Source organism: Moorena sp. SIO3B2 (genome assembly GCF_010692525.1).
Classification (GTDB): Bacteria; Cyanobacteriota; Cyanobacteriia; order Cyanobacteriales; family Coleofasciculaceae; genus Moorena; species Moorena producens.
On record NZ_JAAHHE010000072.1, the window covers coordinates 1 to 24,927 of the forward strand.

The window sequence follows — 24,927 nt, forward strand, 5'->3', positions numbered from 1 at the left end:
TTATGCGGATCAGGGGGGTTAGGTAACAGGATTTGGGAAATGTCGTTGTCAGTCAATGGTTGGTGAGCACTCAATCGCTAAAAACCTGCACCGGTTCTAGGGAGCGAACCTATAAGTCATAGCTTATAACGACTGATGCCCGATGCTGAATTTATTATTATTTTTGATTTAGGGAAGCCGATGGAACCAGACTCTGAAGACTCTTAGGGATTTGGGTGATTCGTGATTCCATAGCGCTGCACCCAAGTAAGAATTAAGCTATCAGCAGACAGCTGATAGCTTAATTCTTACTAATTTACGACAAAAATTTCAAGCCTAAAAACAAAGCAGCAATTGTTCCAGAAACACAAATTTCTCCTTGTTCAATTTTTTTCATAACCTCGTCTACAGGTACCAAAAAAATTTCAACCTCTTCGGTAATATCTAGATTTTGAGTACCCGATGGTTGAGCTTCTTGCGCCATAATTAAATTAATTTTATTGGTATCTTTTACCGGATTATCATATAAAGTTGCTAAGGAAACCATATGCTCGGAAACATAACCAGTCTCTTCTTCTAATTCCCTAGCAGCTGCTTTTATACTATCTTCTTCCATTGAGTTGAAACCACCCCCAGGGAGTTCCAATAAAATTTCTCCCACTCCATGGCGATATTGACGGACAAAAACAACATTGCGATCGCATGTAATTGCCATGATCAGCACAATATCCGGTCTAACATTAATGAAGTAGTCATCAACAACTTGACCACTGGGTAATTCCACTTCATCTTGCCTGACTCGACACCATTGGTTGTCAAAAACCAACTTTGATTTAAGGGTTTTCCATGGCTTTATTGAAATCATTAAATTACTGAATAATTACAAAACTATAAGTTAAAGTATGAAGGATAAAGGTTTAAGGTTACCGGTTGATTTAGAGGTTTAAGGTTACAGGTTGAAGGTTGAAGGTTGAAGGTTACAGGTTGAAGGTTACAGGTTGTAGGTTGTAGGTTATAGGTTACACCTTATAGGCGGCAGATGATCGGGCACACCTATTCCTCACCATCGTCCTAGTAGAGTATAACCTTGGCCAATAGGCCACGCTACGCGAACAAGCTACCCTACAAGGGAAGCCTCAGGCGAACAACCAAATAACTTTCAAACCTACCCTACGGGAACGCCAAAGGCGAACAACCAACTAACCTTCAACCTTCAACCAACTAACCTTCAACCTTCAACCAAATAATCTTGGCCTTTGGCCACGCTACGCGAACAACCTTCAACCAAATAACCATTACTAAATAAACAATGCGTATTGGCGTTGAAACCTTCACGGTACATAAGCGGTTCCCTTTAACCATCAGTCGTGGCACCACGTCTGAAACCACCAATGTCTGGGTCAGGATAGAACAGGAGGGTATTGAAGCGTGGGGCGAAGGGTCTCCGTTTTCCCTAGGAAAGGCAACTAGCCTCAGCAGTAGCTCGTCAGATCCAGGCACAGAGGGTTTCCTGCCCCCTACACCCCATAAGCAAACCACTGAGATTCTGCTAGAAGCTCTAGAGGTGGTTATCCCGATGCTGGAGGCATTTAGTCCTTGGGAACACCAACAAATTGAACGGGTCTTGGAGGAGGTACAGGTGCCATCAGCGGCTTGGGCGTCCATTGATTTGGCAATACATGACTGGCTAGGGAAGCGGGTGGGATTGCCCCTCTGGCGGCTGTGGGGATTGAACCGCCGCCGAATTGTGCCAATTTCCTCTACGGTAGGCATTAGTGACCCAGACAAGGCCAGGCAACGGGTCCAGGACTGGATTCCCATTACTGGTGCTCATGTACTCAAAATTAAATTAGGTTCCCCGGATGGGATTGCTGCTGATCAACAGATGCTACTGGCCATCCGAGATGAAGCACCAGAAGCCGAGTTGAGTGTAGATGCCAATGGAGGTTGGAGTTTGGAGGAAGGGATAGAGATGTGTAACTGGCTGGCGAGTCAGGGCGTCAGGCATGTGGAACAACCCCTCGCTCCTGGAAAAGAGGTTGATTTACCCCAGTTGTATAAGCAATCCCCTTTACCAATTTTTGTGGATGAAAGTTGCAAGACTAGCCAAGATATTCCGCCGTTGGCAAACTGTGTCCATGGTATTAACATCAAACTAATGAAATCCGGTGGTTTAACTGAGGCAATACGGATGGTGCATACCGCAAAAGCTTGTGGGTTGCAGGTGATGTTTGGTTGCTATTCTGACAGTACTCTGGCCAATACAGCAGCTTCTCATCTCTCACCACTGGCAGATTATCTAGATTTAGACAGCCACTTAAACCTAGTAGATGACCCCTTCTTAGGGGCAACCCTACAAAATGGGCATTTGATACCGAATAATTTACCAGGACTGGGGGTGAAACGCCGTGAATTTAACCACTAATCGGCGTATTGCGATTCTACTCCATGAAGGGTTTCTTGGTTCAAAAGGCAAAACCGGACTGACTCTGTTACGGTATTGCCCAACGGAGATTGTGGTAGTGATTGACCACCAGTGTGCTGGGGAATCTTTGTCTAAATTAACTGGAATTAAGGTTAATGTCCCGATTGTAGATTCTGTGTCTGCTGCCCTAGCTTATCAACCGGATATCCTAGCCATTGGTATTGCGCCATCTGGGGGAGCATTACCAGAGCCTTGGTGGCAGGAGGTGAAAGTAGGGGTTGGAGCAGGGTTATCGATTATCAATGGTTTGCATACTCCCATGGCATCTGACCCAGAGTTACAGAAATTACTGCAAGACGGTCAGGTAATTTGGGATATTCGTCGGGAACCGAAGGGATTAGGCATAGCAAGTGCTCAAGCGCGATCGCTACCTTGTCAGCGCATCTTGACAGTAGGTACAGATATGGCAGTGGGCAAAATGTCAGCAGCTCTAGAGTTATATCTGTGCGCCCAACGTCAGGGCATATCATCGAAGTTCCTAGCAACTGGTCAAGCTGGCATTATGATTTCTGGGGATGGCATTCCCTTGGATGGGATTCGGGTAGACTTTGCGGCTGGTGCTGTGGAACAAATGGTATTGCGCTATGGTAATGACCACGACTTATTGATCGTAGAAGGGCAAGGTTCTCTGTTGCATCCTGGTTCTACAGCTACTCTACCGCTAATTCGAGGAACTCAGCCGACGGGATTACTATTGGTGCATCGAGCCGGACAGAAGTCTGTTCGTAATCATGACCATGTGTCGATTCCCCCATTAACCAAGGTGATTGAGCTTTACGAGACCGTTGCTAGTGCTGGTGGGGCATTTGGTCAGGTCAAGGTGATTGCGATCGCACTTAATACTGGCCACTTGGATGATCAAGCTGCCCGGTCGGCAATTGAACAGGTACAAACAGAGACTGGCCTACCTTGTACCGATGCCGTGCGATTTGGAGCAGATGTATTGTTGAAAGCAGCAATTGGTGATAATGAGTCGGGTTAAGACAAAACTATCCTGTACCTCGTCAGTATGATAAACGCTATAAAAATGTTTCCCAGCTTCCCAGCTCCCCATCTCCGGATTAATCTTGGCGTACCTGGCATACTGAAAGAAGGGGGCAAGTAGCAACTACTCCCAGGAAATCTTGACCCAGCAAATTCTAAACGTTAATTCAAACGTTAATTCAATCCAATGAAACGTGAATCCAACAGTTCTAATGGGATACCTGAACTTAATTACACAACCTTAGCGATTCTTGGTGGGGTTTTTGTCTTGGGACTTGGAGTTGGTATTGCTTTTAGCTCTGGTGCCACTCTCAACCCAGAAAATGTTGCCTCTCGTGAAGTGATTGACCGCAGCGCACCCAACCCAGAGCTTTGTATTCAGTATGGTGCCAGTGCGATGGTGACAGATATGCAAGTTTTCGTGACTCTCAATCCCTTTAATGTGTATGTGACTCAGCCCAAGATGCGACCTGGGTGTGTTTTACGTCGGAATAACTGGTCAATTCTAGAACAGAGGAGGCTGATCTCATCGGAACAGGTACGGGAATGCAAAAACAGGATGAATACTTTTGGTTTCACTGGTGTGCTTGAAGGTTCACCGGAAATCCGCTGTATCTATCAAAACGATGCAACCGGTAACTTGTTCCTCAACCAAGGTGGTGCCACCGGACCACGGGAAACCGATCAGTTTTAAAGGTTGAACAAGATGAGTGACGCATTCCCCCACCACGAGAACGCAGGTGGGGGTCAAGGAACTGCCTATTGTGTTATAGTTAATTTAGCTTGAGCGGTACGGCAAAGGACAGAACAAGATTCTGAGCAACCTAGAGGCACGAGGTGTAAATCCTTTGTAGTCGGTTTATATACGTCAGACTCTAGGTAAAAGTTTATAATACAAGCCCCATAGCGGAAGCGATGCAGCGCGGTCTTGGGGAGCCAGTGCGGTCTTCGGGGTTTCCCCCATGAGCAACTGGCGTGGTTTCCCCCACTCGCTATTGCATCAAGACAACGACTTGGGGGAATAGTAAGCGCAAAAGTTCTGGCAACAGGCGCGAGAATGCCGCCTGTCGCGAGGGATAAAACCTTGTAATTAAGACGGACACCCCCACCACGAGAACGCAGGTGGGGGAAGCATTCATGGGTGTTTGGTTGTTTGCCCTTGGGTGCATCAGTTGTTAAGCTTTTGCTACCACAGAAGCTAACATAAATTGCTTCGACTTGATGGAGATAGGGGAAGCGAGAGATAGTAAACGCGATGTTCCTTTGGAACCGCTTCGCGAACGCATCCCAATCAATCTCAGGACAATCGAAGTAATAATCCCCTACCATGGGGATAGCGATCGCAAGGGGAGAAAGCTCAGGGGATGACGGCTCACAGGGGTTAGGGGACCGGTCCCCATTACCGATTAGCCATTACCGATTAGCCATTACCCATTACCGATTAGCCATTACCCATTACCTATTACCTATTACCTATTACCTATCTCCAAAGTAAAAAACCTACCCTTGTCAGGGGGTGTGGGTTCCCTGTTTCAGAGCATCTAGAGCAGTTTTTAATCCCGGTTCCGGTTGATGAAATGTCAGCTTACGGCTTGAAGATTGGATCACAATATTTCCCTCAACAGGGGTGAGGGTAATTTCGGGTTTAAGGGAAACAGTTAAGGATGAGAAATTCATTAGTAAGGCTGCATTTAACCTTAACCCAAGCTGACAACAGATAACGAGAATAATTGTTGCGCGTTAGCAACACCCTATGTTAAATTTCATCGGGATTAATGCCCAGCTGTCGTAACCGTTCTGGGAGTTGTTCAGCTCGTTGGTGTTCGAGTTGAGCTTTTTCTTGTATTTCCTAGGTTGCAAAAGCAAGTTCTGATCACAGGCAGCAATCAGTCCAACTTTTGATGCACTGAGGAAACAGATCACAAAACATGATCATGTGCAATTTACGGATATCACCTATTTAAAATTGTTAAATTTCCGCTGAAATTTCAGTAATTATATCGAGGCCACAGCAGCTTAAATCAGGAAATCCTAGATTAGGTCAATAACAAGAGTTTAACTAGATGAGTTAAAACCAGCGGAAAATCAGGGTGCGATCGCTTAGCTGAATAAATTACACTAATTAAATAAAAAGCTATAGCACTACCCATTAAGATGTTTGACATTCCATAACTCCGAAACGTAAGTAATCGCTTACTTTTAGGTGCGACCCGTGGCGAATTTAATTCGCCGAACGCGCCCCGCGTCTCCTACGGAGAACGGAAAGCGCACCTTTGACTTCTGACCCAAGAACCTTGCTGACTTGCGCGTAGCGCTATATGTTCTCACTCGGGAGATTGACTGACTAACTATGGCGGGTTTTCACTTGGCCTTTAGCACAATCAAGTTTAGGGGCACACACCGTGCGCCCTTAAACTTGATTGGTGTTTCAGTTGATTTGTATTTAACTCCCTATCGTCTGAGAGGTTGTCTGAGAAGTCTCATTTGCTACATCCAAGCCCCCGTTGGTCCCCCAATTCTGGGGGACTTTTAGAAGCAAATTGACTCTTGTTCCCCCCAAGCGAGGGATTGCTCGCTTGGGGGGTCAGGGGGGCAAAATTCAGTATCAAAAAACTTGGGAGATATCCTCTGAGTAATCTCTCTATACCCGATTTGTTCTTAAAAACGTGTTTAGCTTAATTTCCCGATTCCAATTATTCATCCCGGCCAGTCATGAAATCTTTATTGAACTATCTCCAAGCGATCGCAGCCAATGTGGGTTCAGAAAGCCTACCCTATCCTCTAGGGAAAATTTTCCCTTCCCAGTTTCCTCGCCATACACTGATTGGCAGTGTGATGTTAGTCAGTGCGATCGCCGGTTACGCTACTCCAGTATGGGCTGATGCCCAACTCCAGTTGGTAAAAGTCGCTAATGATGCCGATGGTCAGATCGTGACAGAAGTTCCATCAGGACAAGAATTTATCTACACCATCCGCGTCTCCTGTAGTGGGGATGAGGACTGCCAGGATGTGGTGATTACTGACCAACTCCCTCCTCAAATTGATTGGTCTTCTAACAATGTCAGCATCCTTCCTGGACGTCCTGCTACTGTCAACTATGACGAGGATACAGGACTGGCTACCGTTGAGTATAATTCACCGATTCCAGCAGGTTCCCCTGTCAACTTGGAGATTCGAGTCCAGTTTCCCCCCGGTACGACTGTAGACAATACACCAGCGATTAACCAAGCCCAAGGGACGAGTGCTAATGCAGGGAATGCCACCTCCAATGCTCTAACGGTTACCTCTGATGTCGATTCAAACGCTGCTTTAAATAAGTGGACATTGGAGAAAAATCGGGTGATTCCTAGCAATGGTGATCCGGCTCTTGATTCACCAGTGACCTATGAGCTTGAGCTTTGCCATGCCCAGAATCTTGAGAGTGGTATCAACCTACAAAATGTAGTTGTGCAAGATACTCTTCCGGTTGGGTCAAGTTTTGTTAGTGCTACCGATGGGGGTACCCATAACTCCGGGGTTGTCACTTGGAATGTCGGTAACCTCAGTATTCAGAGTGGCAGAAATTGTTTCAACGCACAAGTCTCTGTTGAGTATCCTAGTGCTACCTTCAACACTACTGGTGCCAATAGTACTGTGATTAACCCAGCTACCGCAACAGGAGAACTGATTGATGGCACCGAGTTGAACTTAAATGGTGAGGCTGAACATGGTTTTACAGACGCGAACTATCAAGGCACATTTAATTCTAAATCATTCTCGGGTCAGGTGGCTATTGGCAATGAATTTGAGTTTCGGCTTGACCCAAGAAATACCGGTAATGTACCGATGACTACTCTAACAGTCACTGACGACCTAGATCAAGTCAATGACGATGGGATTAACCTCTTAGATCAGGTGCGGGTCACTAAAATTAGCACAGGCAGATACAACAATTACACCGGGGATGTGATTGTCCGCTACAAAACTAATCTCAACCCCTTGACAGCCGGTACCTCACACCCTCAGAACACCACCCTCACCATTGGGACGGACATCACCTTAGGAGCAGGGGAATACATTACAGGGGTTGAGTTCGAGTACACCAATGTACCAGTAGGTTTTCAAGCTACAGCAAGCAGTAATCGACCAAAACTGTTTGTAGAGGTTCAGCCTGACCGCTCGATGGGGGAGACGATCAAAAACTGTGCCCAACTGACTTGGAAGCCCAATTCACCAACAGACCCCCTGGAAAAGTGCCAACAGACAGAAATCTCGGCATTACAAGCCATCGTAAATCCAAACAAAAGAGACGAAACTCAGAGTGGTCCCTATGCTCCTGGTGACACCATAGAATTTCGGCTACAGTTTCGCAACGAGTCGAGCGCTACCGCAGATTATGTCAATCCCATTATTGCCGATTTACTGCCAGCAGGGCTTGACTATGGGGGTGCCTGGAGGTTTGATAGTGTGGGATCAAGTACTGTGCCCGATAACGCTGAGATCAACTTCGAGGCGATTCCGAACTACAACGGCACCGGTCGCACCTTGCTGCGTTGGCAAATTACAGGAACCCAAATACCAGAGAATAAGTGGCTCAGAATCTATGTCGATACAGTAGTTGAGCAGGGGGTGAGTACAGGTTCGTTGACTAATGAATTATTCATCATGTCCAACGATAGTGTGTTCGATTGCAACAGTAGTAACCGCAGAAGTCAGGATACGGTTGATGTGGATGGGGATGGCATCACCGATGAGACTATTTGTCGAAGAACAGCAAACGTTGAAGTAGCTGCGATCGCAACCCTCGATTCACAAAAGGTAGTTCAGGGTGAGGTCGATACCAGTTTCTCCACTAGTGGCACCACGGTTCCGGGGGGACAGGTAGATTACCAGCTCACTATCACCAATCAAGGCACGGTGCCGATGACTAATATACTTGTAGTCGATATGTTGCCTGCCATCGGCGATACTCAAGTGCTCAATACTAGTTCAGCCAGGGGTTCCCAATGGCGTCCTAATCTCGCTGGTCCGGTTACCGTGGCGATTCCTGGTGTCACTGTTGAATACACCACCAACTCCAATCCTTGCCGTCCCAATCCTAGTGATGGTCAAGACCTCAATTGGCCTAGTGGCTGCGTCGATGACTGGAGTACTACCTTTCCCAGTGACCCCAGTGCGGTTACCGCTCTGAGGTTTAACTTGGGTAACCTGGTTCTCGACCCCCTAGAGTCGGTGATGCTGAACTGGCCGATGCGAGCACCGGCTGGAGCACCAACCAACGGCGAGATTGCCTGGAATTCCTTTGCTTTCGTCTCTACACGAACGGATCAATCCGGTGCCGCAGCTACCCTGTTACCCGCAGAACCCCCCAAAGTCGGAATTCAAATTCAACCCCCCACCCCTGCAATCATTGGAGACTTGGTCTGGGATGACCAAAACGGTAATGGGATTCAAGATAATAGTGAACCAGGTATCAATGGGGTGCTGGTTGAGTTGTGGCAAGACGGGGGTGATGGTCAACCTGGTACCAGTGACGATAGTTTCTATGGTTTTACCTTAACTGCTCCGGATGGTACCGGTAATGATGGCGCTTACCTTTTCTCGGAAGTGCCAGCCGGAGATTACTTCGTTAAATTCATTCCCCCAGACAACCTAAATCTCTCTCCTCAAGACCAGGGTGGTGATGAGACCGCTGACTCCGATGCTGATCCCAATACTGGACAGACAAACGTCTTTAGTGTCAACCAGACTACAGACACCCGTGATTTCGATGCTGGACTAACCTCTGTAGACCCAACTACCGCTAGCTTAGGTGATTTCGTTTGGTTGGATACCGATGACAATGGTACTCAAGATGGGGGTGAAGTTGGTGTCAATGGCGTCACTGTTGAACTCTATGATACTGCCAACACTCTGATCGACTCGACCCAAACCAGTAATGACTTCAATGATAATCCTGGTTTCTATCGCTTCCGGGACTTGACACCAGGCACCTATTATCTAAAGTTCATTGCACCCCCTGGTCATGCTTTCTCTCCCCAAGACCAGGGTGATGACACTCTCGACTCGGATGCTGACGCTACTGGACAAACGGCTAACATTACCTTGAATGCTGGAGACAGTAACCAGGATGTAGATGCAGGAATAGTACCTCAGCCGATCTTAGGGGATTTTGTCTGGATTGATAATAATGGTGATGGACTCCAAAACATTGGTGAATTGGGTTTCAATGGTGTGACGGTTAACCTTTATAATCCTGGTGCTGATGGTCAACCTGGTGGCGGGGATGATAGTCTACTTGAAACTACAGTGACTACTAACGATGTGGCTGGTAATCCGGGTTTCTACTCCTTTTCTGGCTTAGCAGCAGGAAACTATTTCTTAGAGTTTATTGCCCCATCTGGCTATGAGATTGGTTTCCAAAATGTGGGCAATGATGACACGATTGATTCTGATGCTGACCCAACTACGGGATATACCGAAGTGTTTGCTCTGGGTGCATCGGAAGACAAACGAGACCTGGATGTGGGGATGATTGCCCTTCCAGTTACATCTACTGGTGAAGTATCCGGTACTCTCTACCAAGACGATAATCCCCAAAACGATACTTTTGACAATGGTGAATCGACTCTACCTGCCAACATTAGGGTAGTCTTATACCAAGACGTTAACAGTAATGATGTTATCGATGCTGGTGATACCCAAGAAGCCACTACTGATACTGATAATAGTGGGAATTACAGATTCACCAGCTTAAGGGCAGGGAAATACATTGTGCAAGTCGATACCAACGATGCTGAGATCCCCGATGAGTTGATGTTAGGAACCTCTAATGATATACCGATTGAGGTGACTACTACTGCTGTGGGTGACATTAACTTTGGGTTTGATGTTGAAAGCCTCCCCAACGTGATACTGGTCAAACGTATTACCGCTATTAAGCGCAAAGACAGTAACGTTTGGGAATCTTTACCGACATCTGGCTCACTTTTCGTTGATGGTATTGATAGTCCTGGTACTGACAATCATGTTGGAAGCGATCGCGCTCCTGAGGATAATGACCCTAACTGGCCTAATCCCAATGTATATCTGCGGGGATTAATTAACTCTGGCACAGTCATGCCAGGGGATGAGTTGGAATATACTGTGTACTTCCTCTCCAATGGCAGCAATTACGCTAAGAGCCTGCGTATCTGTGACCGAGTTCCGGCAGAAACTACTTTTATTCCGGATGCCTTCAATCAAACTGCTGGTTTCCCAGCTAGTGATGTCGGGATTGCCTTGTTCGAGACTACCGATCCTTTACCCACCAGTGGTTCAGCTGAACCGAATATCTATCTAACTAATATCCCCGATAGCGATCGCGGTCGCTATTACTCACCAGGGACCTCAGTGCCCGCAGGATGTAATGTATCTGTCAACCAAAATGGAGTTGTGGTGGTCGAAGTCGGAGATGTGCCCGAAGCTACTGCACCAGGAGAACCGCCAAATTCCTATGGGTTTATCCGATTCCGGGGTCGAGTGAAGTAAACTGTTACCCCGTCAGTTCTCTGGAATTCGCTAACTTATGATAATAAGAGCAGGCTCCGAGAGGAACTAATTATGATAGCTAGCACAGCTACTTACCAAGTTACCTGGGAAAAGTTACCAAAAAATTTGGGTAATCGCGCCCCGTCCTTATAGGACGGTTTTTTTTGAAATTAAGACTTGACGGTTTTCTAACATCGTGTTATTATAGATGCCTAACGAAAAAAAATTAATGGTCTAGATAAACATGATCTTAAAATAAGTAGATGATGTAAAAAATAAGCTAAGAGATAAGCTTATTGCATAATCAAATCTAACGATTTGGATATCTACGAAAACCCTATGATCAAGAAAAAGTTTATCTAACTTGTTAACTAGATTAGGTACGGTGGGGCACACCGAAACCTGGGTCATAGACCAAGTACGCTTGTGAAGAGGAGACCTCTATTTTTTCTGGCTCCGGCCTGGTTAAACAAGTCACCCCGTGGAAGCAAGAATCCCCGTCCTTCCAGGGCGGGGAGTGTCAACTGATGATTTCCTTCTTGACGACGAACCAGTGGATGATATCAATCAACCTCCCTGGCTGCTGCTCTGACACAAAGTTTGGAAATTGCTGGCAAACTACCAGCTAATGCCCTGACTACTACCAATTATGGCATCTGTGCCACTTTGAATCGCAAAATCGTGGTAAAAGCCCCAGATTGGGGATATGTGCCATCAATTCGGGTGTCAAGAGAAGAACTTAAACGTAATTATACCCCAAGACTTCAAGGGGATATTCCTGCTATTGTCATGGAATTTCTCTGTGATACTGAAGCTGGGGAGTATTCCAACAAGCCAACCTATCCTCCGGGCAAGTGGTTTTACTATGAGCAAGTGTTACAGGTTCCCAACTATGTAATTTTTGAGCCAGACACTGGAGTAATAGAAGCCTATCGGTTAGATGATTCAGGACGTTATCAACTCCAACCACCCGATGGCAATAACCGTTACTGGATTGATCAAATGAGCTTATTTCTGGGTATCTGGCAAGGAACTAGGGAAAACCGAACTGGTTACTGGATACGTTGGTGGGATCAGCAAGGAGAACTGTTGCTGTGGGGTTCGGAGTTGGTCATCACAGGAACAGCAACGAGCTGAACAGGAACGGCAACGAGCCGAGAAATTGGCAGCGCAGCTAAGAGCAGCAGGCATCGAGCCAGAGGGATAATTCCTCAACTGGAATATCATATCGATTCCGGTAGGATTGCTCTTTTCAAGCTTGGGTAATTGGTCATTGGTCATTGATCATTGGTAAGCTATCAGCTATCAGCTTATGCGCTACGCGCACGCTACGCGAACAGCTTTCAGCTTATGCGCCTTTGCCAAAGGCCACGCTATGGGAATGGCTGATGGCACCTCAAGCAGCGTGAGCTTTTAGCTCACGGCTGACGGCACCTCAAGCAGCGTGCGCGTAGCGCATATGCTTACGATCATTGATATTTGATCTCTTACTCAGTTCAATGGAAAAAAGAAACGCCAACCAAAAATTATTTAACACTTAACCAACTAAACATTTCGGCAACAGATAATTTCCAATCTTTAATACTATCTAACACAGGTAAAATTTATTCATATGATTTTATTTCTGGCAATTGATTCGGTTGAAATATCATCACTGATTCATCTTCAGGATCAATTAACCAGCCTAAGTCTGTTCCCTGGTTCAGACAAAACAGAATTTTTTTGATCACTTTATTCGCAGATTGTTCAGGAGAAAGAATTTCGATTACCCAATCAGGATAAAGCTCAAATTTATTGGCTATTCTTCCTTTTTCTGTTTTCGGAATACGATTCCAACTAAATACTGTAATATCTGGAACAATAGAACGTCCCCCAAAAGTACATCTTAATTCAGTAAAAGCATGAGCATTTTTTTTCGGTAAAATAAGTTCATTAATCGCTGTAGCAAGACGAGTTTGTAAGGTACTATGTTCTCCTTGAGGAATAGGTTTTTGTTGAATTTGTCCATTGACATATTCAGTAGCAGGTTTGGTTTCAGGAAGTTCTAAAAATTCCGCCAGGGTTAACGTTTGTCTAATTTGATTCACAGCAACCATTGATGACCTCCTGTTTCTTAGATTTTAACTGTTGCTGGATTCAGTTCCAGTTATGCCCACCAGAAAAGCGATGCTCGGTACGAGCCGCTACGCGAACGCACTCTACAAGATCCGTTTACTCTTTCAACCAATCAAATATCTCACCCACCTTAAGCTGCACTGCTTCGGCAAACTCTGGCACGGGCAACACTACCTCTAAGTTCTCAAACAGTTGCACGGATTTATCGGCACTATAGACAAATATCAAGGACTCTTCCGGATCCAATAACCACCCCATCTTAGTACCGTTGTCGAGACAATGGAGAATGTTGCGAATGACTTTGGTTTGGTTCTGCTTGGGGGATAAGATCTCGATAGTCCAATCTGGATGTAGATTGAACGAATTGGCCACTTGGCCATCATGATCACGAGGAATCCGTTCTGTACGAAAGACGGCAACGTCTGGGACAATTGATCGCCCACCAAAGGTACACCGCAGTTCGGGGAATGCCTGGGCAGTTCGCTCTGGCTTTAAAGCGAGTGTTAAAGCAAAACTCAATTCCCGTTGAAGGATGCTGTGCTTTCCTTGAGGCATAGGTTTTTGTTGAATTTGTCCATTGACATATTCACTAGCAGGTTTCGTTTCAGGAAGTTCTAAAAATTCCGCCAGGGTCAACGTTTGTCTAATTTGATTAACAGCAACCATTGATGACCTCCTGTTTCTTCGATTTTAACTGTTGCTGGATTCAGTTCCAGTCATGCTCACCAGAAAAGCGATCGCATTCTCCAAAACGCGATCGCATCTTTCATTCACTACAACCATCGCACTACAAAAGCTAGATTTGCTTTAAGATATCATGGATGTTTGGGATCTTGCTTAAGCAACTCATAGTTCTTATCTGCTAATTCTTGAATTTCCTGTGGCAACTGACGGTAGTATTCCCAAAACTGTGAAGTATTGAAATGCTTTAAATTTCCTGGCACTTTCCCTCTCTGAATTCTTGCCTTGCTTGTTTAATTAGATGATCTAGCTTGCCAGATTCAAAGTCTTCCTCAATTTGCTTATCCCATAGAGATTCATAGAATTCATCAAGCCATTGAACCAGATCTGTTAACTCTCCCGTAGAGAGTTTCATTACTGCTTCTTTGATTTCTGCAACACTCATAAAATGCCATCGCCTTTATCTACTGCATCTATAATTATAATAGTGATATTCCATACCGCCAAATTGGGTAAGGGATGCAGGGTAAACGCAATAATCAATAAGGCTGCATTCTTGTTAACACTATTAATATAAATTGCAATAGCGCTGATAATCAGGGCTTAATATTATCCTAATCCTTGCCCTATATTACATTTTGGCTCAATTTTTATGGCGCTTACCCTGATAACTATAGCAGTCCTAAATTAAAATAATTACCTAAGTACAAATAATTTTACATTCACTACTGACGACAAGCCATAGCTTTTAACTACATCCGAGTTTCCAGTTACCATTGGCAACTTCATGATTCTGGGGTCCATACAGTTTGATCCCCTTGCCCCCAAAAGCCATCATATTTGCTAAGACAAACATCACCTAAAACCTTTGTCTGACAGGCTAAGCGGCGATTTGCTGTCGGAGAATGGGGCGGAAGCGATCGCCTAGCTTTATCTTTCCAATTTGCCTCGGATACTTCCCCGTCTATCTCAACCGCACAGGTACCACAGCTTCCTAATCCTCTACAGTTAATTAGTTTAGCGTTGCCGTTGTATAGGGCAACGCCATGCTCTAGTAAGACCTTGCGCAGATTACTGCCCTGGTCACATTCAAAGCTTTTTCCTTGTGCTGTTACTTTAGGCATTATTCAAGATTACTCCTTATCTGTAGCTTATTTTTTAATAAAATTAGATGCAGCTATGTTTAATGTTGTGAACAGAGCCAATCTGGCAATACACCAAGGTGCTCTTATTGTTTGATGGTTCTAGATAAGCTGCGTTTATAAATATCTAGATTTTAGATAGTTTGGTCGAGTCCTCTGTCTTGATGCAAAGCGCGAGTGGGGGAAACCCCCGCATTAAGGCGCTGCATCGCTTGATACCCTTGATCTATCAAGGCTTAAGAGATGGGTAACCTTCCTACACTGCTAAGCGCGGGTAAATGTCGGAAGGTTATCTGCGTGCCTTGCCCTTGACTAAGCTTTAGGCCATCAAAGCTTACCCTTAACTATAATTTACATTTCTTTACGATAAACTCAACTATTCTAACTGCCCATGACTTCAACAGCTTCTCACCCGATCTGGATTTACGATACAACGCTGCGGGATGGTGCCCAGCGTGAGGGAATCTCATTGTCTCTCGAAGATAAGTTACGCATTGCTCGGCAACTGGATGAGTTGGGTATTCCCTTCATTGAAGGAGGATGGCCAGGGGCAAATCCGAAAGATGTGCAATTTTTCTGGAAGCTCAAAGAAGAACCTCTCAAACAAGCAGAAGTAGTCGCCTTTTGCTCAACTCGACGGCCAAACATGATCGCTGCAGAAGACCGGATGCTGCAAGCTATTTTAGCTGCAGGAACGCGCTGGGTGACTATTTTTGGTAAATCCTGGGATCTTCATGTTACTGAAGGGCTGAAAACTAGCCTAGAGGAAAACCTAGCCATGATTGGTGACACCATAGAATACCTCCGTAGTCAAGGGCGTCGGGTAATTTACGATGCAGAACACTGGTTTGATGGCTATAAAGCCAATCGAGACTATGCCCTCAAAACCCTGAAAGCTGCTAAAGATGCGGGTGCAGAATGGCTAGTACTGTGTGACACCAACGGTGGTACCCTACCCGAGCAAATTAGTCAAATTGTTAGAGATGTCATTAAAGAGTTGAAGGTTGGAAGGTTGAATGTTGACAATGAGTTGAAGGTTGGAAGGTTGAATGTTGAAGGTTCTAACCTACCCTGCGGGAACGCCAAAGGCGAACAACCTGCTAACCTGCAACCTGCAACCGAAACTAACCTACCCTACGGGAACGCCAAAGGCGAACAACCTGCTAACCTTCAACCTGCGAACCTTCAACCTGGAACCGAAACTAACCTACCCTACGGGAACGCCAAAGGCGAACAACCTGCTAACCTTCAACCTGCTAACCTTCAACCTGCTAACCTTCAACCTGCTAACCTTCAACCGCCTAACCTCCAACCCATGTTAGGAATCCATACCCATAATGATTCAGATACAGCGGTTGCTAATGCCTTAGCTGCGGTATCTGAGGGAGCCTGTATGGTTCAGGGAACGATTAATGGTTATGGTGAACGCTGCGGTAATGCCAATCTCTGTTCTGTGATTCCTAACTTACAGTTGAAGCTAGGGTTACGCTGTATTCAGGATAATCAGCTGGCCAGACTCACCCAAGCTAGTCGTTTAATTAGCGAGATTGTTAATCTTGCTCCCCATGACCATGCTGCCTTTGTCGGTCGTTCAGCCTTTGCTCACAAAGGTGGTATCCATGTTTCAGCGGTGGCAAAGAATCCTCTGACCTATGAACATATTCAGCCAGAACAGATTGGTAACCAGCGTCGGATCGTAATTTCTGACCAGTCGGGATTGAGCAATGTATTAGCAAAAGCCCGTAGTTTCGGTCATGACCTGGATAAAAAAGACCCCGCCTGTCGCGAAATCCTGGAACGCCTCAAAGATCTAGAAAATGAAGGGTATCAATTTGAAGCAGCGGAAGCCAGTTTTGATTTGTTGATGCGGGATGCTTTGGGATATCGAGAACATCCCTTTGAACTCAAAGGCTGTCAAATACATTGCGATATGCTACAAGGGGTCAGTAAACCCTACAGTAATTCTGTGGCAACCATTAAAGTATCTGTTAACAACCAGGATATTTTGGAAGTAGCAGAAGGCAATGGACCAGTGTCAGCCCTTGATGCAGCCTTGCGCAAAGCCTTAGTGAACTTTTACCCAGAGATTGCTGATTTTCATCTAACTGACTACAAAGTGCGGATTCTGGATGGTGCTGCTGGCACATCGGCTAAGACACGGGTGCTAGTGGAATCGAGCAATGGAGAACAGCGCTGGACAACTGTGGGGGTTTCTAGTAATATTCTCGAAGCGTCCTATGAAGCTGTGGTGGAAGGCATTGAGTATGGTTTGCTGTTGGAATCTTCAGCAAAGACACCATTGAGGCATTCCCCAGCCTTGAAAGAGCGGTAATTTGCTGTTTGACCCGGTGGTGCGTTACGGGGCGGGCTGTCCCAAAATGGGCGACGAGGCGGAAAATGAGTGCGAGCCCTTCCCTAACGCACCCTACGCAACTAATTTAAGGTGCTATCCAACGTAGACTATCTAGCTTAGCCTTGGTCAGAACCTCAAGGGGAGGTAACTTATGATAAGGCCCTTCCCAGTTAAGGGGTTGATAGACGTATAGGATCGAGGCATTTTCCTCAAACTTACAAAAAACTTTACCAGTGGACTCTTCCACACCTGGCAAGCAGTCTAGTTTCTCGTGTCCAGGAGTGGCGGAGTAGGCTATTCCTACCTTCACATCCTTTGGACCAGGTATGCGATCGCTTAGCACTTCAATCCTGCCGATTTTCTGCTGGGAGATGTCGGCATCGATTTCCACTACCGGGCTATCTTGCCAGTAGGCTCTGAAGATATCGTAAGTTTCCCCTTCAGCAGAGGTGGTTTCTTTTTTTACGGTATAACTGGGCAGAGCACTCTTGATGGTATCAGCATCAAAGTTGCTAGTTTTGTTGAGTTTACCCAAACCGTCTGCAGTCAGCCTGAGATTAGACTTAGTTTCAGGGGGGGAAGGTTTCTTGGCGCAAGCGCCCAGGATACTGGTGAGTAGGACTATGGTGGTTACAGTAAAGAGTGTTTTTCTATACAATCTTGTTACAGAGTTTATCTTAACTACTAATTACATTAGCAAGAAGGTTAAACTTAAACAATAATACTTGTTCTACTTAGCCCAAGACACTATCATGGCACTTTGACCCCAGCAACTGTTTTTGACCGCACCCATTGTCCAGGCACAAGGCGATGGGTTCCGCCGACGATGACTTGATCCCCTGGTTGGAGGGTACCGCGAACCAGAATGCGGTTACTCTGTGTCTGCAAAATTTCCACATCTCGCCGTTCGACACTGAAGACGTGAGTTGCACCAGAAAGATCCGATTCAGCCAATTCCCCCAAGACGTAGCAAGACCACAAACCACGTACTCCTTGCACTAGAGCGGTGGTGGGCAGCCAGTAACCAGCAGTAGGAATAGTTTCAGCTAATTTCCACCTCGCTACCTGTCCAGGGGACACTTGCCTGACTGCCAAGGGATCCAGGGTGAGGACAACGGTTAAGGTACGGGTGCTAGAGTCTAGTTCGGGCAGAATTGAGGAAACTCTTGCTGGATAAGTTTTCTGTCCCTCAAAGGGTGACGGTAGTGATAAACATGTAGTGATGGCCTGATCAACCCAGGGTAAACGCATCTAAATTTGTATCAAAACTTACAGTTAAAAAGTAAACAATAGTATAGAAAATATAGAATCACCCTGGTTATTATCAATAAGCCCAATTTCTTCTCAATTATTGGCCGTGTTATCCAAGGTCGATTTGAGAGTACTCTACATTCTGGTTGCGTACGCAAATCCGACTTTGATTTTTGTTCAAAGTCAACGAATTTTCCGCTGACTTTGAACAAAAAAACTGATTTAGGATGGGATTTATGGGAATTTACCCAAAAAATGGAGTTAATGATATTTTTGTCTGTTACCATTTATACCAAATTAGATGCGTTTACCCTGATATTTTTTTGATTTTAGGAAATAGGCAATAGGTAATAGGGAATCTCAGAATAGGTAACTCATAATAGGGAACATAGAAAAAATCCTGTGTACCTCATGAATATGAATAGCGCTATATATCAAGAATTAGATATAGCATTTCTAAGAGGATATCTCCCAAGTTTTTTGATACTGAATTTTGCCCCCCTAGCCCCCCAATTCTGGGGGGAACAAGAATCAATTTGCTGGTAGAAGTCCCCCAAAATTGGGGGACCAACGGGGGCTTGGATGTAGCAAATGAGACTTTTCAGACAACCTCTAAATAGATAATGAAAACCAATCCTGTGTCTTGATGCAAAGCGCGACTGGGGGCAACCCCCTTTGGCATCGCTGCATCCCTTGATCAGAAAACCAAAAATTCCTCGGATATCTTGACACTCTTCCGTGATCCGAAGTTCCCTGATAAGAAGTCTTGATGCAAAGTGCGACTGGGGGAAACCCCGGTATTAAGGCGCTGCATTGCTTTTTATATCAATCCTAGGTTTACATATAAACTAAAAATGCTAGAGCAGTATTGAAATAGTTTTTTTACTGTTGATTAAAAAAAACCTGGACTAAATCTTACTGAAACAGTATAGCCTGATTACCGCTGGGTTTGTTGATAAAGTCTCTGTTTCTAGACTCTACAAGAGCGCAAAGCATAAAAAAGGATTATAATTCAACTACTAATCACCAAGATTTTCTGATGGCTGACATCACACTAGGAGATTTAATTACATTGATTTTCCGAGAGATCACTGACACATTGGAAGAAACAAGTGATCGGGGTAGTGATCGCGGTGGTGAACCATTGAAGTTACAGGTCACTGATGTGGATGTTGAGATTCCTGCCAATCTACGGCTGCAAACTGACCCCCAGTCTTTACCAGAAAAGTCAAATAGAGTGATAGTTACAATGCCATCAGCTCGTGAAATAGAACCAGTTGGTAGTAATGGTCGTATCGGAATCACTATCACTACTGAAGACAAAAGCTAAAGGATAAACTATTGCATGTATAGCAGTTATCAATTGGGTGAGGTACCCCACCCTTGGAGTGACGCGGGAGTAGGGAAGTCAGAAGAGGGAACTTGGGATCGATGAGTAATGATGAGTCAGTAACAGAGGATAACCAAGAATGGCAGCTGGCAGAATTGGTGGATGCGATCGCATCGGAAATTGACTATGCGGAAGATACTCTCTCCCTCAAATCCTATGCTCGTGGTAAGTCTTTGGCTATCAAACAGCTAAACCTGGATTTGGAAGTAACAGTGCGCCGTGGTCAAGATCGAGAAATTTGGTTTCGGACGGTTGTTGATCCCAAGGAAAATGGTGGTACTGTTCTCAAATTGGATTTTACCCAAGTACTACAGAGTCAGTTGCATGGGGTACATAAGCCCCTAGATCGACCAGTAGATAACCGTCCTCTGGCTACGTTACCAGATATTACTGATGCTGAGATCAAACAACTAAATGCGATCGCAATTTACTCCGTTGATGACCTAGATCGCTACACCCAAACCCCAGCAATGATCGCCGAAGTTAGCCGCAAAACTGATCTTCGAGAAGCACGGATTCGGATGTGGCGACAACTGCCATTTTTGACTGAAGTGAAACCAGCCAAATCACCGCCAGGGAGTAGTGTGGTGATTGAAGGGGGTAATTTCGGTTCTGTGCCTTCACCCGATGCTCTAGTTTTGTTTCAGGGTCAGCCAGCCCAAATCATCAGTTGGAGTGAGTCCCGCCTGAGTGTGATTATGCCCCAAGTCACGGGTGTTGGTGTGCTATTTGCTGTGATTAATGGTCAAACGACCAATACTCTTCCTTGGGAAGCCACTACCATTGATTTATTGGTGCGTGACATTATCCTAAATCCGCCATTACCAGTAGCAGGGGATTTAATTACATTAGAAGCAGATCTAATTAATCAAGGAAGTAGCCCTTCCGGTTCTTTCCAAGTTGAGTGGACTATTAATAATCTATCTGACCTTAGTCCCCATGGCACCTTACAACCAAATCAGCGATCGCAAGACAGCAGCATTCGTCATCAACTTAGGTTTAAGGCTGGCTTCCATATGATCCGCTTCACGGCTGATCCACAACAACAACTCGCCGATATCAACCCAAGCAACAGCACCTTTACCAAAAAGATTTGGGTCAAATCGCGCCAAGAGCTTACCATTGCTGATTTTCGTCCGATTAAGACCCTTGACCCTTTGCTCAACCCAAACCTAGGACCAGCAGATGTATTGAGTCTGGTGTTCCGGGGTTTATGTCGTTTTAATTCCTTACGTGGGTTGCTGGTTCCCGATCTTGCTGTCAAGTGGAAGCTAGAAACTGTAGACAAAATCACTAAAATTCTTTATTTCCAGCTTCATGACAACCTACGTTTCCACGATGGCACCCCTCTAACGGTTGCTGATGTTGAGTTCACTTATCAGGTACTACGGAAAATTGACTCACCCTGGCGCAAACTGGTTTTGACAAGCATCAGGGATATCAAAAGTGGTAGATCAAAAAACCATTGCGTTTACATTACAGTCTGCCTCTCAAAGGTTACCCTCTCAATCCCATCCCCTCAGGGAAATTGATTCCATTGAGCCTAGGGATTCCCATCCCTTAGCAATCGACCCAGGCCCGGTAGCTAAACCTCCTATTCATCCCCAACTTTTAACTTTGGGAATTGTACCGCGCCATTGTTATGGTACATAGGACTTACGCAAATACCTCAATTTAACGCTACCTGTAGGGTTTGCAAAACCTTGACCACCATACCCATGGAGTCTGTGCGTAAGTCCTGGTACAGAACACTTTGGGATAAAGCCGATTGGGACTGGACCATTCCAAGTTGAGACCTTCGGTCCTAGTGGCATCGAGTTGAGGGCTTTTCCAGACTATTGGCAAGGCAAACCACGATTTGATCAAATTGTCATTTCGGTCATCTGTGATCACAAGCAGCTGCTGGATTTGGTGCTAGGCCATAAAGTCACTGCAGCGGTGCTCCCTTACTCAAAAGACCTGGCACAGACCTTGAGGGAAAACAAAGAATGGACTGTCGTGCCTCTTACCCAATCTCAGCCACAGTTACTACAAGTACAATCGACTAGGATTCAGGAACGGATGCCCAACCCTTTCAATACAAACTGGAATGCTCATCTGTGGTACAGCACTTCTCCATCGGGTGAGGTACAAAGTTCTGGGTTGGAGGGAGTAGGGAGTAGGGAGTAGGGAGTAGGGAGTAGGGAGTAGGGAGTAGGGAGTAGCAATGCAGTATGCTCTTGGGAACCCAGATAACTATGAGTAACGCTATATAAAGTTACAGATTATTATTGCTCCCGCTTGGATTTAGATAACGTACAAAATAAAATTTAACACAAGTCAAGTCTACCGGATTTCACTTGAAAATTTGCTAATCTGTTGAGGTGCAAATCAGCTAAAAAACGATCCGAGTGTCTAAGAGCTGTATTATTTTGTAATGTTGCTTGACCTTGAGCTTATTTTGATGGGAATACCATGACTAACTTGCCTGAGCCTGTGCCACCCAATCAGCCTGAACATAGTAACAACGGTACCGCCAAGAACTCAGCCAATGGTAATTCACCACCATCTCCTCCCCAAACTCAAGAGGAGCAACATTTATCTACCCTGCCGTTGTCAAACCTACCCAATAAACCAACTATTGGATCAGTTAGTCCTGCCAATCGCTCCCTAAGCCTAATTATTCTCAGTGCGATCGCTATCATGATTTTTGGGGTAGTGATTGATAACCTCTGGATTGGGATATCCGGAGCTATTGTGGCGTTGCTGGTTTCACTGCCAGTGATTTTACCGGTTCTCAAACAATGGCTTACTGATTTGTTGCCACCACCACAAAGAATCAAAGTTATTGCCTCGATCGGAGTGGTAGCAGCAATAAGTGGCTTACTGAAATTTCTTGGTGTTTACCAAAACATCAGCAATTGGTTAGTTCAAATTAAATGGGATGAATTTGGGTCATGGGCTGAGTGGGTTGGTGCTTTGGGACAGATTTTGATTGCCGTCCTAGCAGTATTCATTGCTTGGCGACAATATGTCATTTCCAAAGACTTGACCATCCAGCAAAATATGATTACTCAGCAGCAAACCATTGATGCTTACTTTCAGGGAGTTTCAGATCTAGCCTTAGATGATCAGGGATTGCTAGAAGATTGGCCCCAAGAGAGGGCATTTTGCGAAGGAAGAACTGCTGCGATTCTCAGTAGTGTGGATGCCCATGGGAAAGCCAAAGTGCTCAGATTTTTGTCCCAAGCCCGTTTACTAACTCCCCTCAGACGGGATAATCATTTAGGACGCCCCATGTTGGATGGGTATGGAGGATACCAAGAAGACCGAGTTTATGGTATAAGAGTTATTGACCTGAATGTAATGTTAGCTGGATCAGACCTGAGTGGTACAGATTTGCGTTGGACAGAACTCGGTGAAGCTAATATGGTCAGAGCGAATCTGAGTTTCTGTGACTTAGTGCAAGCGAATCTATCCCGCACTGTTTTATATGAAGCCAACCTCACTGGTGCTGACCTCAAGGGAGTCCGCCTATTTTATGGTTCAGTAGAAACTGCCAGTCCCCGCAGTCGTACCCATCCCCCTGACTATCGCACTGGAGTTTACACCGGTGCAGTAGTCGAAAATGTTAACTTCACCGGTGTCCAGCGGATGGATGAAAAGCAGCACTACTATTGCTGTGCTTGGTGCGGTGAAAAGTCAAGAAAAACAATCCCCGGTGGTTGTCAGGGAATTCCTAATAAATTAGGGCGTTAGAAGGTCGTCTGTCAGAATGCAGAATGTAGAATGCGCGAATGTAGAATTCTACATTCTGCATTCTACATTCTTAATTCAAAAATGTTGAAGAACGATGAACCCAACCTATTCCCTGGTTATTCCTGTATATAACGAGGAAAACAGTATTTTAGAACTGTACCGACGCATCAGTACAGTAATGGATCAGTTGGGGGAGGCGGAGTTAATTCTAGTGAATGATGGCAGTTGCGATCGCTCTCTAGAGCTGATGCGAGACCTTCATCAAAAAGACCCAAGGGTATGTTACCTAAGTCTTTCCCGTAACTTTGGTCATCAAATTGCTGTCACTGCCGGTCTAAATTTTGTGCGGGGTCAAGGGATTATTGTCCTAGATGCTGATTTACAAGACCCACCAGAGATCATCCCAGTGCTAGTCGAAAAATGGCAGCAGGGTTATCAAATTGTTTATGCTCAGCGCACCCAGAGACGTCGTGAAAGTTGGTTAAAGCGCTTTCCGGCTTACCTATTTTATCGCTTACTGCGCCGTCTGGCCAATGTCGAGATTCCCATAGATACGGGGGACTTTTGTTTAATGGATCGACGGGTGGTTGATGTACTCAATGCCATGCCAGAACGGAACCGTTACGTGCGGGGATTGCGTTCTTGGGTAGGGTTGCGGCAAACCTCTGTTTCCTATGTACGTGACCCCCGCTTTGCTGGTGATATCAAGTACACCATTCGTAAATCCTTAGCCCTAGCAGTAGATGCACTGGTTTCTTTTTCTAAAGTGCCATTGCGAATCGCTACTTATTTGGGATTATTAGCAACAGCGATAGCGCTATTGATGGCAGGGTTAGTGCTTTACTGGCGGATTTTTGAACCTAATTCTCCTGTGACTGGGTTTGCCACTATTATGATTGCAATTTTCTTTTTGGGAGCTGTACAGTTAGTATCTATTGGTATTTTGGGGGAATATGTAGGACGGATTTATGAAGAAGTAAAAGGCAGACCATTGTATGTTTTATCAGAAGTGAGGGGGTTTGTGGAAGAAGGAAGATCAAAGTAAGGAATCAGCTGACAGCAATCAGCTATCAGCTAATGCGCTACGCGCACGCGATCGCGTTCAGCATATGTTTTTTTTTTGGCGTTGCTGAATCAAGGAATGAATAGGAGTAGAGTAGGCATCCTGCCCGCCCGAAAATAATTAATAGGAGTAGAGTGGGCATCCTGCCCGCCCGAAAATAATTAATAGGAGTAGAGTGGGCATCCTGCCCGCCCGAAAATAATTAATAGGAGTAGAGTGGGCATCCTGCCCGCCCGA

At 45.3% G+C, this 24,927-nt stretch carries 18 protein-coding genes and 3 pseudogenes; 12 read left to right on the forward strand and 9 right to left on the reverse strand.

The window, feature by feature from the left end; genetic code table 11:
* Positions 1-295: 295 nt before the first annotated feature.
* A complete protein-coding gene (locus F6K38_RS17280) occupies positions 296-844 on the reverse strand; it encodes an NUDIX hydrolase (RefSeq protein ID WP_008187228.1) in 549 nt (182 codons plus the stop codon).
* A gap of 444 nt (positions 845-1,288) precedes the next feature.
* On the opposite strand from F6K38_RS17280, the gene F6K38_RS17285 reads away from it, so the two are divergent.
* From F6K38_RS17285 to F6K38_RS17300, 4 genes are all read left to right on the forward strand, one after another.
* Positions 1,289-2,404, forward strand: a complete 1,116-nt coding sequence (locus tag F6K38_RS17285) for a dipeptide epimerase (protein ID WP_008187230.1) — start codon at positions 1,289-1,291, stop codon at positions 2,402-2,404.
* Positions 2,388-3,446 (forward strand): N-acetyltransferase DgcN family protein, encoded by a 1,059-nt coding sequence (locus F6K38_RS17290; RefSeq protein WP_008187231.1) that lies wholly within the window; start codon positions 2,388-2,390, stop codon positions 3,444-3,446. Before F6K38_RS17285 ends, F6K38_RS17290 begins: the two co-directional genes overlap by 17 nt.
* 189 nt (positions 3,447-3,635) lie before the next feature.
* A complete protein-coding gene (locus F6K38_RS17295) occupies positions 3,636-4,142 on the forward strand; it encodes a DUF3172 domain-containing protein (RefSeq protein ID WP_008187233.1) in 507 nt (168 codons plus the stop codon).
* Positions 4,143-4,775: 633 nt separating this feature from the next.
* Positions 4,776-4,943 carry a hypothetical protein gene (locus F6K38_RS17300; protein ID WP_008187237.1) on the forward strand — a complete coding sequence of 56 codons (168 nt, stop codon included), beginning with the start codon at positions 4,776-4,778 and terminating at the stop codon, positions 4,941-4,943.
* Positions 4,944-4,957: 14 nt separating this feature from the next.
* Here the strand turns inward: F6K38_RS17300 and F6K38_RS17305 are convergent, their stop codons facing one another.
* On the reverse strand, positions 4,958-5,125 hold the full coding sequence (locus F6K38_RS17305; protein WP_008187239.1) for a hypothetical protein: 168 nt from the start codon (positions 5,123-5,125) through the stop codon (positions 4,958-4,960).
* 1,035 nt (positions 5,126-6,160) lie between these two features.
* Between F6K38_RS17305 and F6K38_RS44245 the strand changes: the two genes are divergently transcribed.
* A complete protein-coding gene (locus F6K38_RS44245; protein ID WP_287357016.1) occupies positions 6,161-10,957 on the forward strand; it encodes an SdrD B-like domain-containing protein in 4,797 nt (1,598 codons plus the stop codon).
* Between the two features lie 481 nt (positions 10,958-11,438).
* Positions 11,439-12,164: pseudogene (locus F6K38_RS17315) on the forward strand (Uma2 family endonuclease).
* Positions 12,165-12,483: 319 nt separating this feature from the next.
* Here F6K38_RS17315 and F6K38_RS17320 read toward each other — a convergent pair.
* The 5 genes and pseudogenes from F6K38_RS17320 to F6K38_RS17340 all read right to left on the reverse strand — a co-directional run bounded on the left by F6K38_RS17320 (position 12,484) and on the right by F6K38_RS17340 (position 14,877).
* Positions 12,484-13,053 (reverse strand): annotated as a pseudogene (locus F6K38_RS17320) (Uma2 family endonuclease).
* Between the two features lie 115 nt (positions 13,054-13,168).
* Complete coding sequence (locus tag F6K38_RS17325; RefSeq protein WP_071105702.1) at positions 13,169-13,738, reverse strand: Uma2 family endonuclease; 570 nt, start codon at positions 13,736-13,738, stop codon at positions 13,169-13,171.
* A gap of 149 nt (positions 13,739-13,887) precedes the next feature.
* A complete protein-coding gene (locus F6K38_RS17330; protein ID WP_267875688.1) occupies positions 13,888-14,016 on the reverse strand; it encodes a hypothetical protein in 129 nt (42 codons plus the stop codon).
* Positions 14,001-14,198, reverse strand: coding sequence for a hypothetical protein (locus tag F6K38_RS17335; RefSeq protein WP_008187253.1), 198 nt, complete (start codon positions 14,196-14,198; stop codon positions 14,001-14,003). The genes F6K38_RS17330 and F6K38_RS17335 overlap by 16 nt, the downstream gene beginning before the upstream one ends.
* A 340-nt stretch (positions 14,199-14,538) precedes the next feature.
* Entirely contained in the window at positions 14,539-14,877 is a 339-nt protein-coding gene (locus tag F6K38_RS17340; protein WP_287267329.1) for a 2Fe-2S iron-sulfur cluster-binding protein, read from the reverse strand.
* Between the two features lie 409 nt (positions 14,878-15,286).
* Here F6K38_RS17340 and cimA point away from each other — a divergent pair, with 409 nt between their 5' ends.
* The gene (gene cimA / locus F6K38_RS17345; RefSeq protein ID WP_287296794.1) at positions 15,287-17,227 is read left to right on the forward strand and encodes a citramalate synthase; all 1,941 of its coding nucleotides are present in this window, start codon (positions 15,287-15,289) and stop codon (positions 17,225-17,227) included.
* 106 nt (positions 17,228-17,333) lie between these two features.
* Here cimA and F6K38_RS17350 read toward each other — a convergent pair whose 3' ends face one another.
* Complete coding sequence (locus tag F6K38_RS17350) at positions 17,334-17,906, reverse strand: DUF1131 family protein (protein WP_071105705.1); 573 nt, start codon at positions 17,904-17,906, stop codon at positions 17,334-17,336.
* A 92-nt stretch (positions 17,907-17,998) separates the two neighbouring features.
* Positions 17,999-18,499 (reverse strand): efflux RND transporter periplasmic adaptor subunit, encoded by a 501-nt coding sequence (locus tag F6K38_RS17355; RefSeq protein WP_287267325.1) that lies wholly within the window; start codon positions 18,497-18,499, stop codon positions 17,999-18,001.
* A 1,039-nt stretch (positions 18,500-19,538) separates the two neighbouring features.
* Here F6K38_RS17355 and F6K38_RS17360 point away from each other — a divergent pair.
* The 5 genes and pseudogenes from F6K38_RS17360 (at position 19,539) to F6K38_RS17375 (ending at position 24,672) form a co-directional block, all read left to right on the forward strand.
* Positions 19,539-19,829 carry a hypothetical protein gene (locus F6K38_RS17360; protein ID WP_287257401.1) on the forward strand — a complete coding sequence of 97 codons (291 nt, stop codon included), beginning with the start codon at positions 19,539-19,541 and terminating at the stop codon, positions 19,827-19,829.
* Between the two features lie 101 nt (positions 19,830-19,930).
* Positions 19,931-21,421: an ABC transporter substrate-binding protein gene (locus F6K38_RS17365; RefSeq protein WP_287267324.1), complete on the forward strand. Its 1,491-nt coding sequence runs from the start codon at positions 19,931-19,933 to the stop codon at positions 21,419-21,421.
* 193 nt (positions 21,422-21,614) lie between these two features.
* Positions 21,615-21,869 (forward strand): annotated as a pseudogene (locus F6K38_RS43395) (ABC transporter substrate-binding protein); the annotation flags it as partial.
* Between the two features lie 474 nt (positions 21,870-22,343).
* Entirely contained in the window at positions 22,344-23,627 is a 1,284-nt protein-coding gene (locus tag F6K38_RS17370; protein ID WP_008187283.1) for a pentapeptide repeat-containing protein, read from the forward strand.
* Positions 23,628-23,721: 94 nt separating this feature from the next.
* Entirely contained in the window at positions 23,722-24,672 is a 951-nt protein-coding gene (locus F6K38_RS17375; protein WP_008187284.1) for a glycosyltransferase family 2 protein, read from the forward strand.
* Positions 24,673-24,927: the final 255 nt, after the last annotated feature.

Bases quoted from the DNA above. Each gene is read 5' to 3' on its own strand.
- F6K38_RS17360 (WP_287257401.1), top strand. From the start codon at position 19,539: ATGGCTGACATCACACTAGGAGATTTAATTACATTGATTTTCCGAGAG.
- F6K38_RS17335 (WP_008187253.1), bottom strand. From the start codon at position 14,198: ATGAGTGTTGCAGAAATCAAAGAAGCAGTAATGAAACTCTCTACGGGA.
- F6K38_RS17370 (WP_008187283.1), top strand. From the start codon at position 22,344: ATGACTAACTTGCCTGAGCCTGTGCCACCCAATCAGCCTGAACATAGT.
- F6K38_RS17355 (WP_287267325.1), bottom strand. From the start codon at position 18,499: ATGCGTTTACCCTGGGTTGATCAGGCCATCACTACATGTTTATCACTA.
- F6K38_RS17375 (WP_008187284.1), top strand. From the start codon at position 23,722: ATGAACCCAACCTATTCCCTGGTTATTCCTGTATATAACGAGGAAAAC.
- F6K38_RS17365 (WP_287267324.1), top strand. From the start codon at position 19,931: ATGAGTAATGATGAGTCAGTAACAGAGGATAACCAAGAATGGCAGCTG.
- F6K38_RS17340 (WP_287267329.1), bottom strand. From the start codon at position 14,877: ATGCCTAAAGTAACAGCACAAGGAAAAAGCTTTGAATGTGACCAGGGC.
- F6K38_RS17300 (WP_008187237.1), top strand. From the start codon at position 4,776: ATGGGGATAGCGATCGCAAGGGGAGAAAGCTCAGGGGATGACGGCTCA.
- F6K38_RS17305 (WP_008187239.1), bottom strand. From the start codon at position 5,125: ATGAATTTCTCATCCTTAACTGTTTCCCTTAAACCCGAAATTACCCTC.
- F6K38_RS17295 (WP_008187233.1), top strand. From the start codon at position 3,636: ATGAAACGTGAATCCAACAGTTCTAATGGGATACCTGAACTTAATTAC.
- F6K38_RS17280 (WP_008187228.1), bottom strand. From the start codon at position 844: ATGATTTCAATAAAGCCATGGAAAACCCTTAAATCAAAGTTGGTTTTT.
- F6K38_RS17285 (WP_008187230.1), top strand. From the start codon at position 1,289: ATGCGTATTGGCGTTGAAACCTTCACGGTACATAAGCGGTTCCCTTTA.
- F6K38_RS17325 (WP_071105702.1), bottom strand. From the start codon at position 13,738: ATGGTTGCTGTTAATCAAATTAGACAAACGTTGACCCTGGCGGAATTT.
- cimA (WP_287296794.1), top strand. From the start codon at position 15,287: ATGACTTCAACAGCTTCTCACCCGATCTGGATTTACGATACAACGCTG.
- F6K38_RS44245 (WP_287357016.1), top strand. From the start codon at position 6,161: ATGAAATCTTTATTGAACTATCTCCAAGCGATCGCAGCCAATGTGGGT.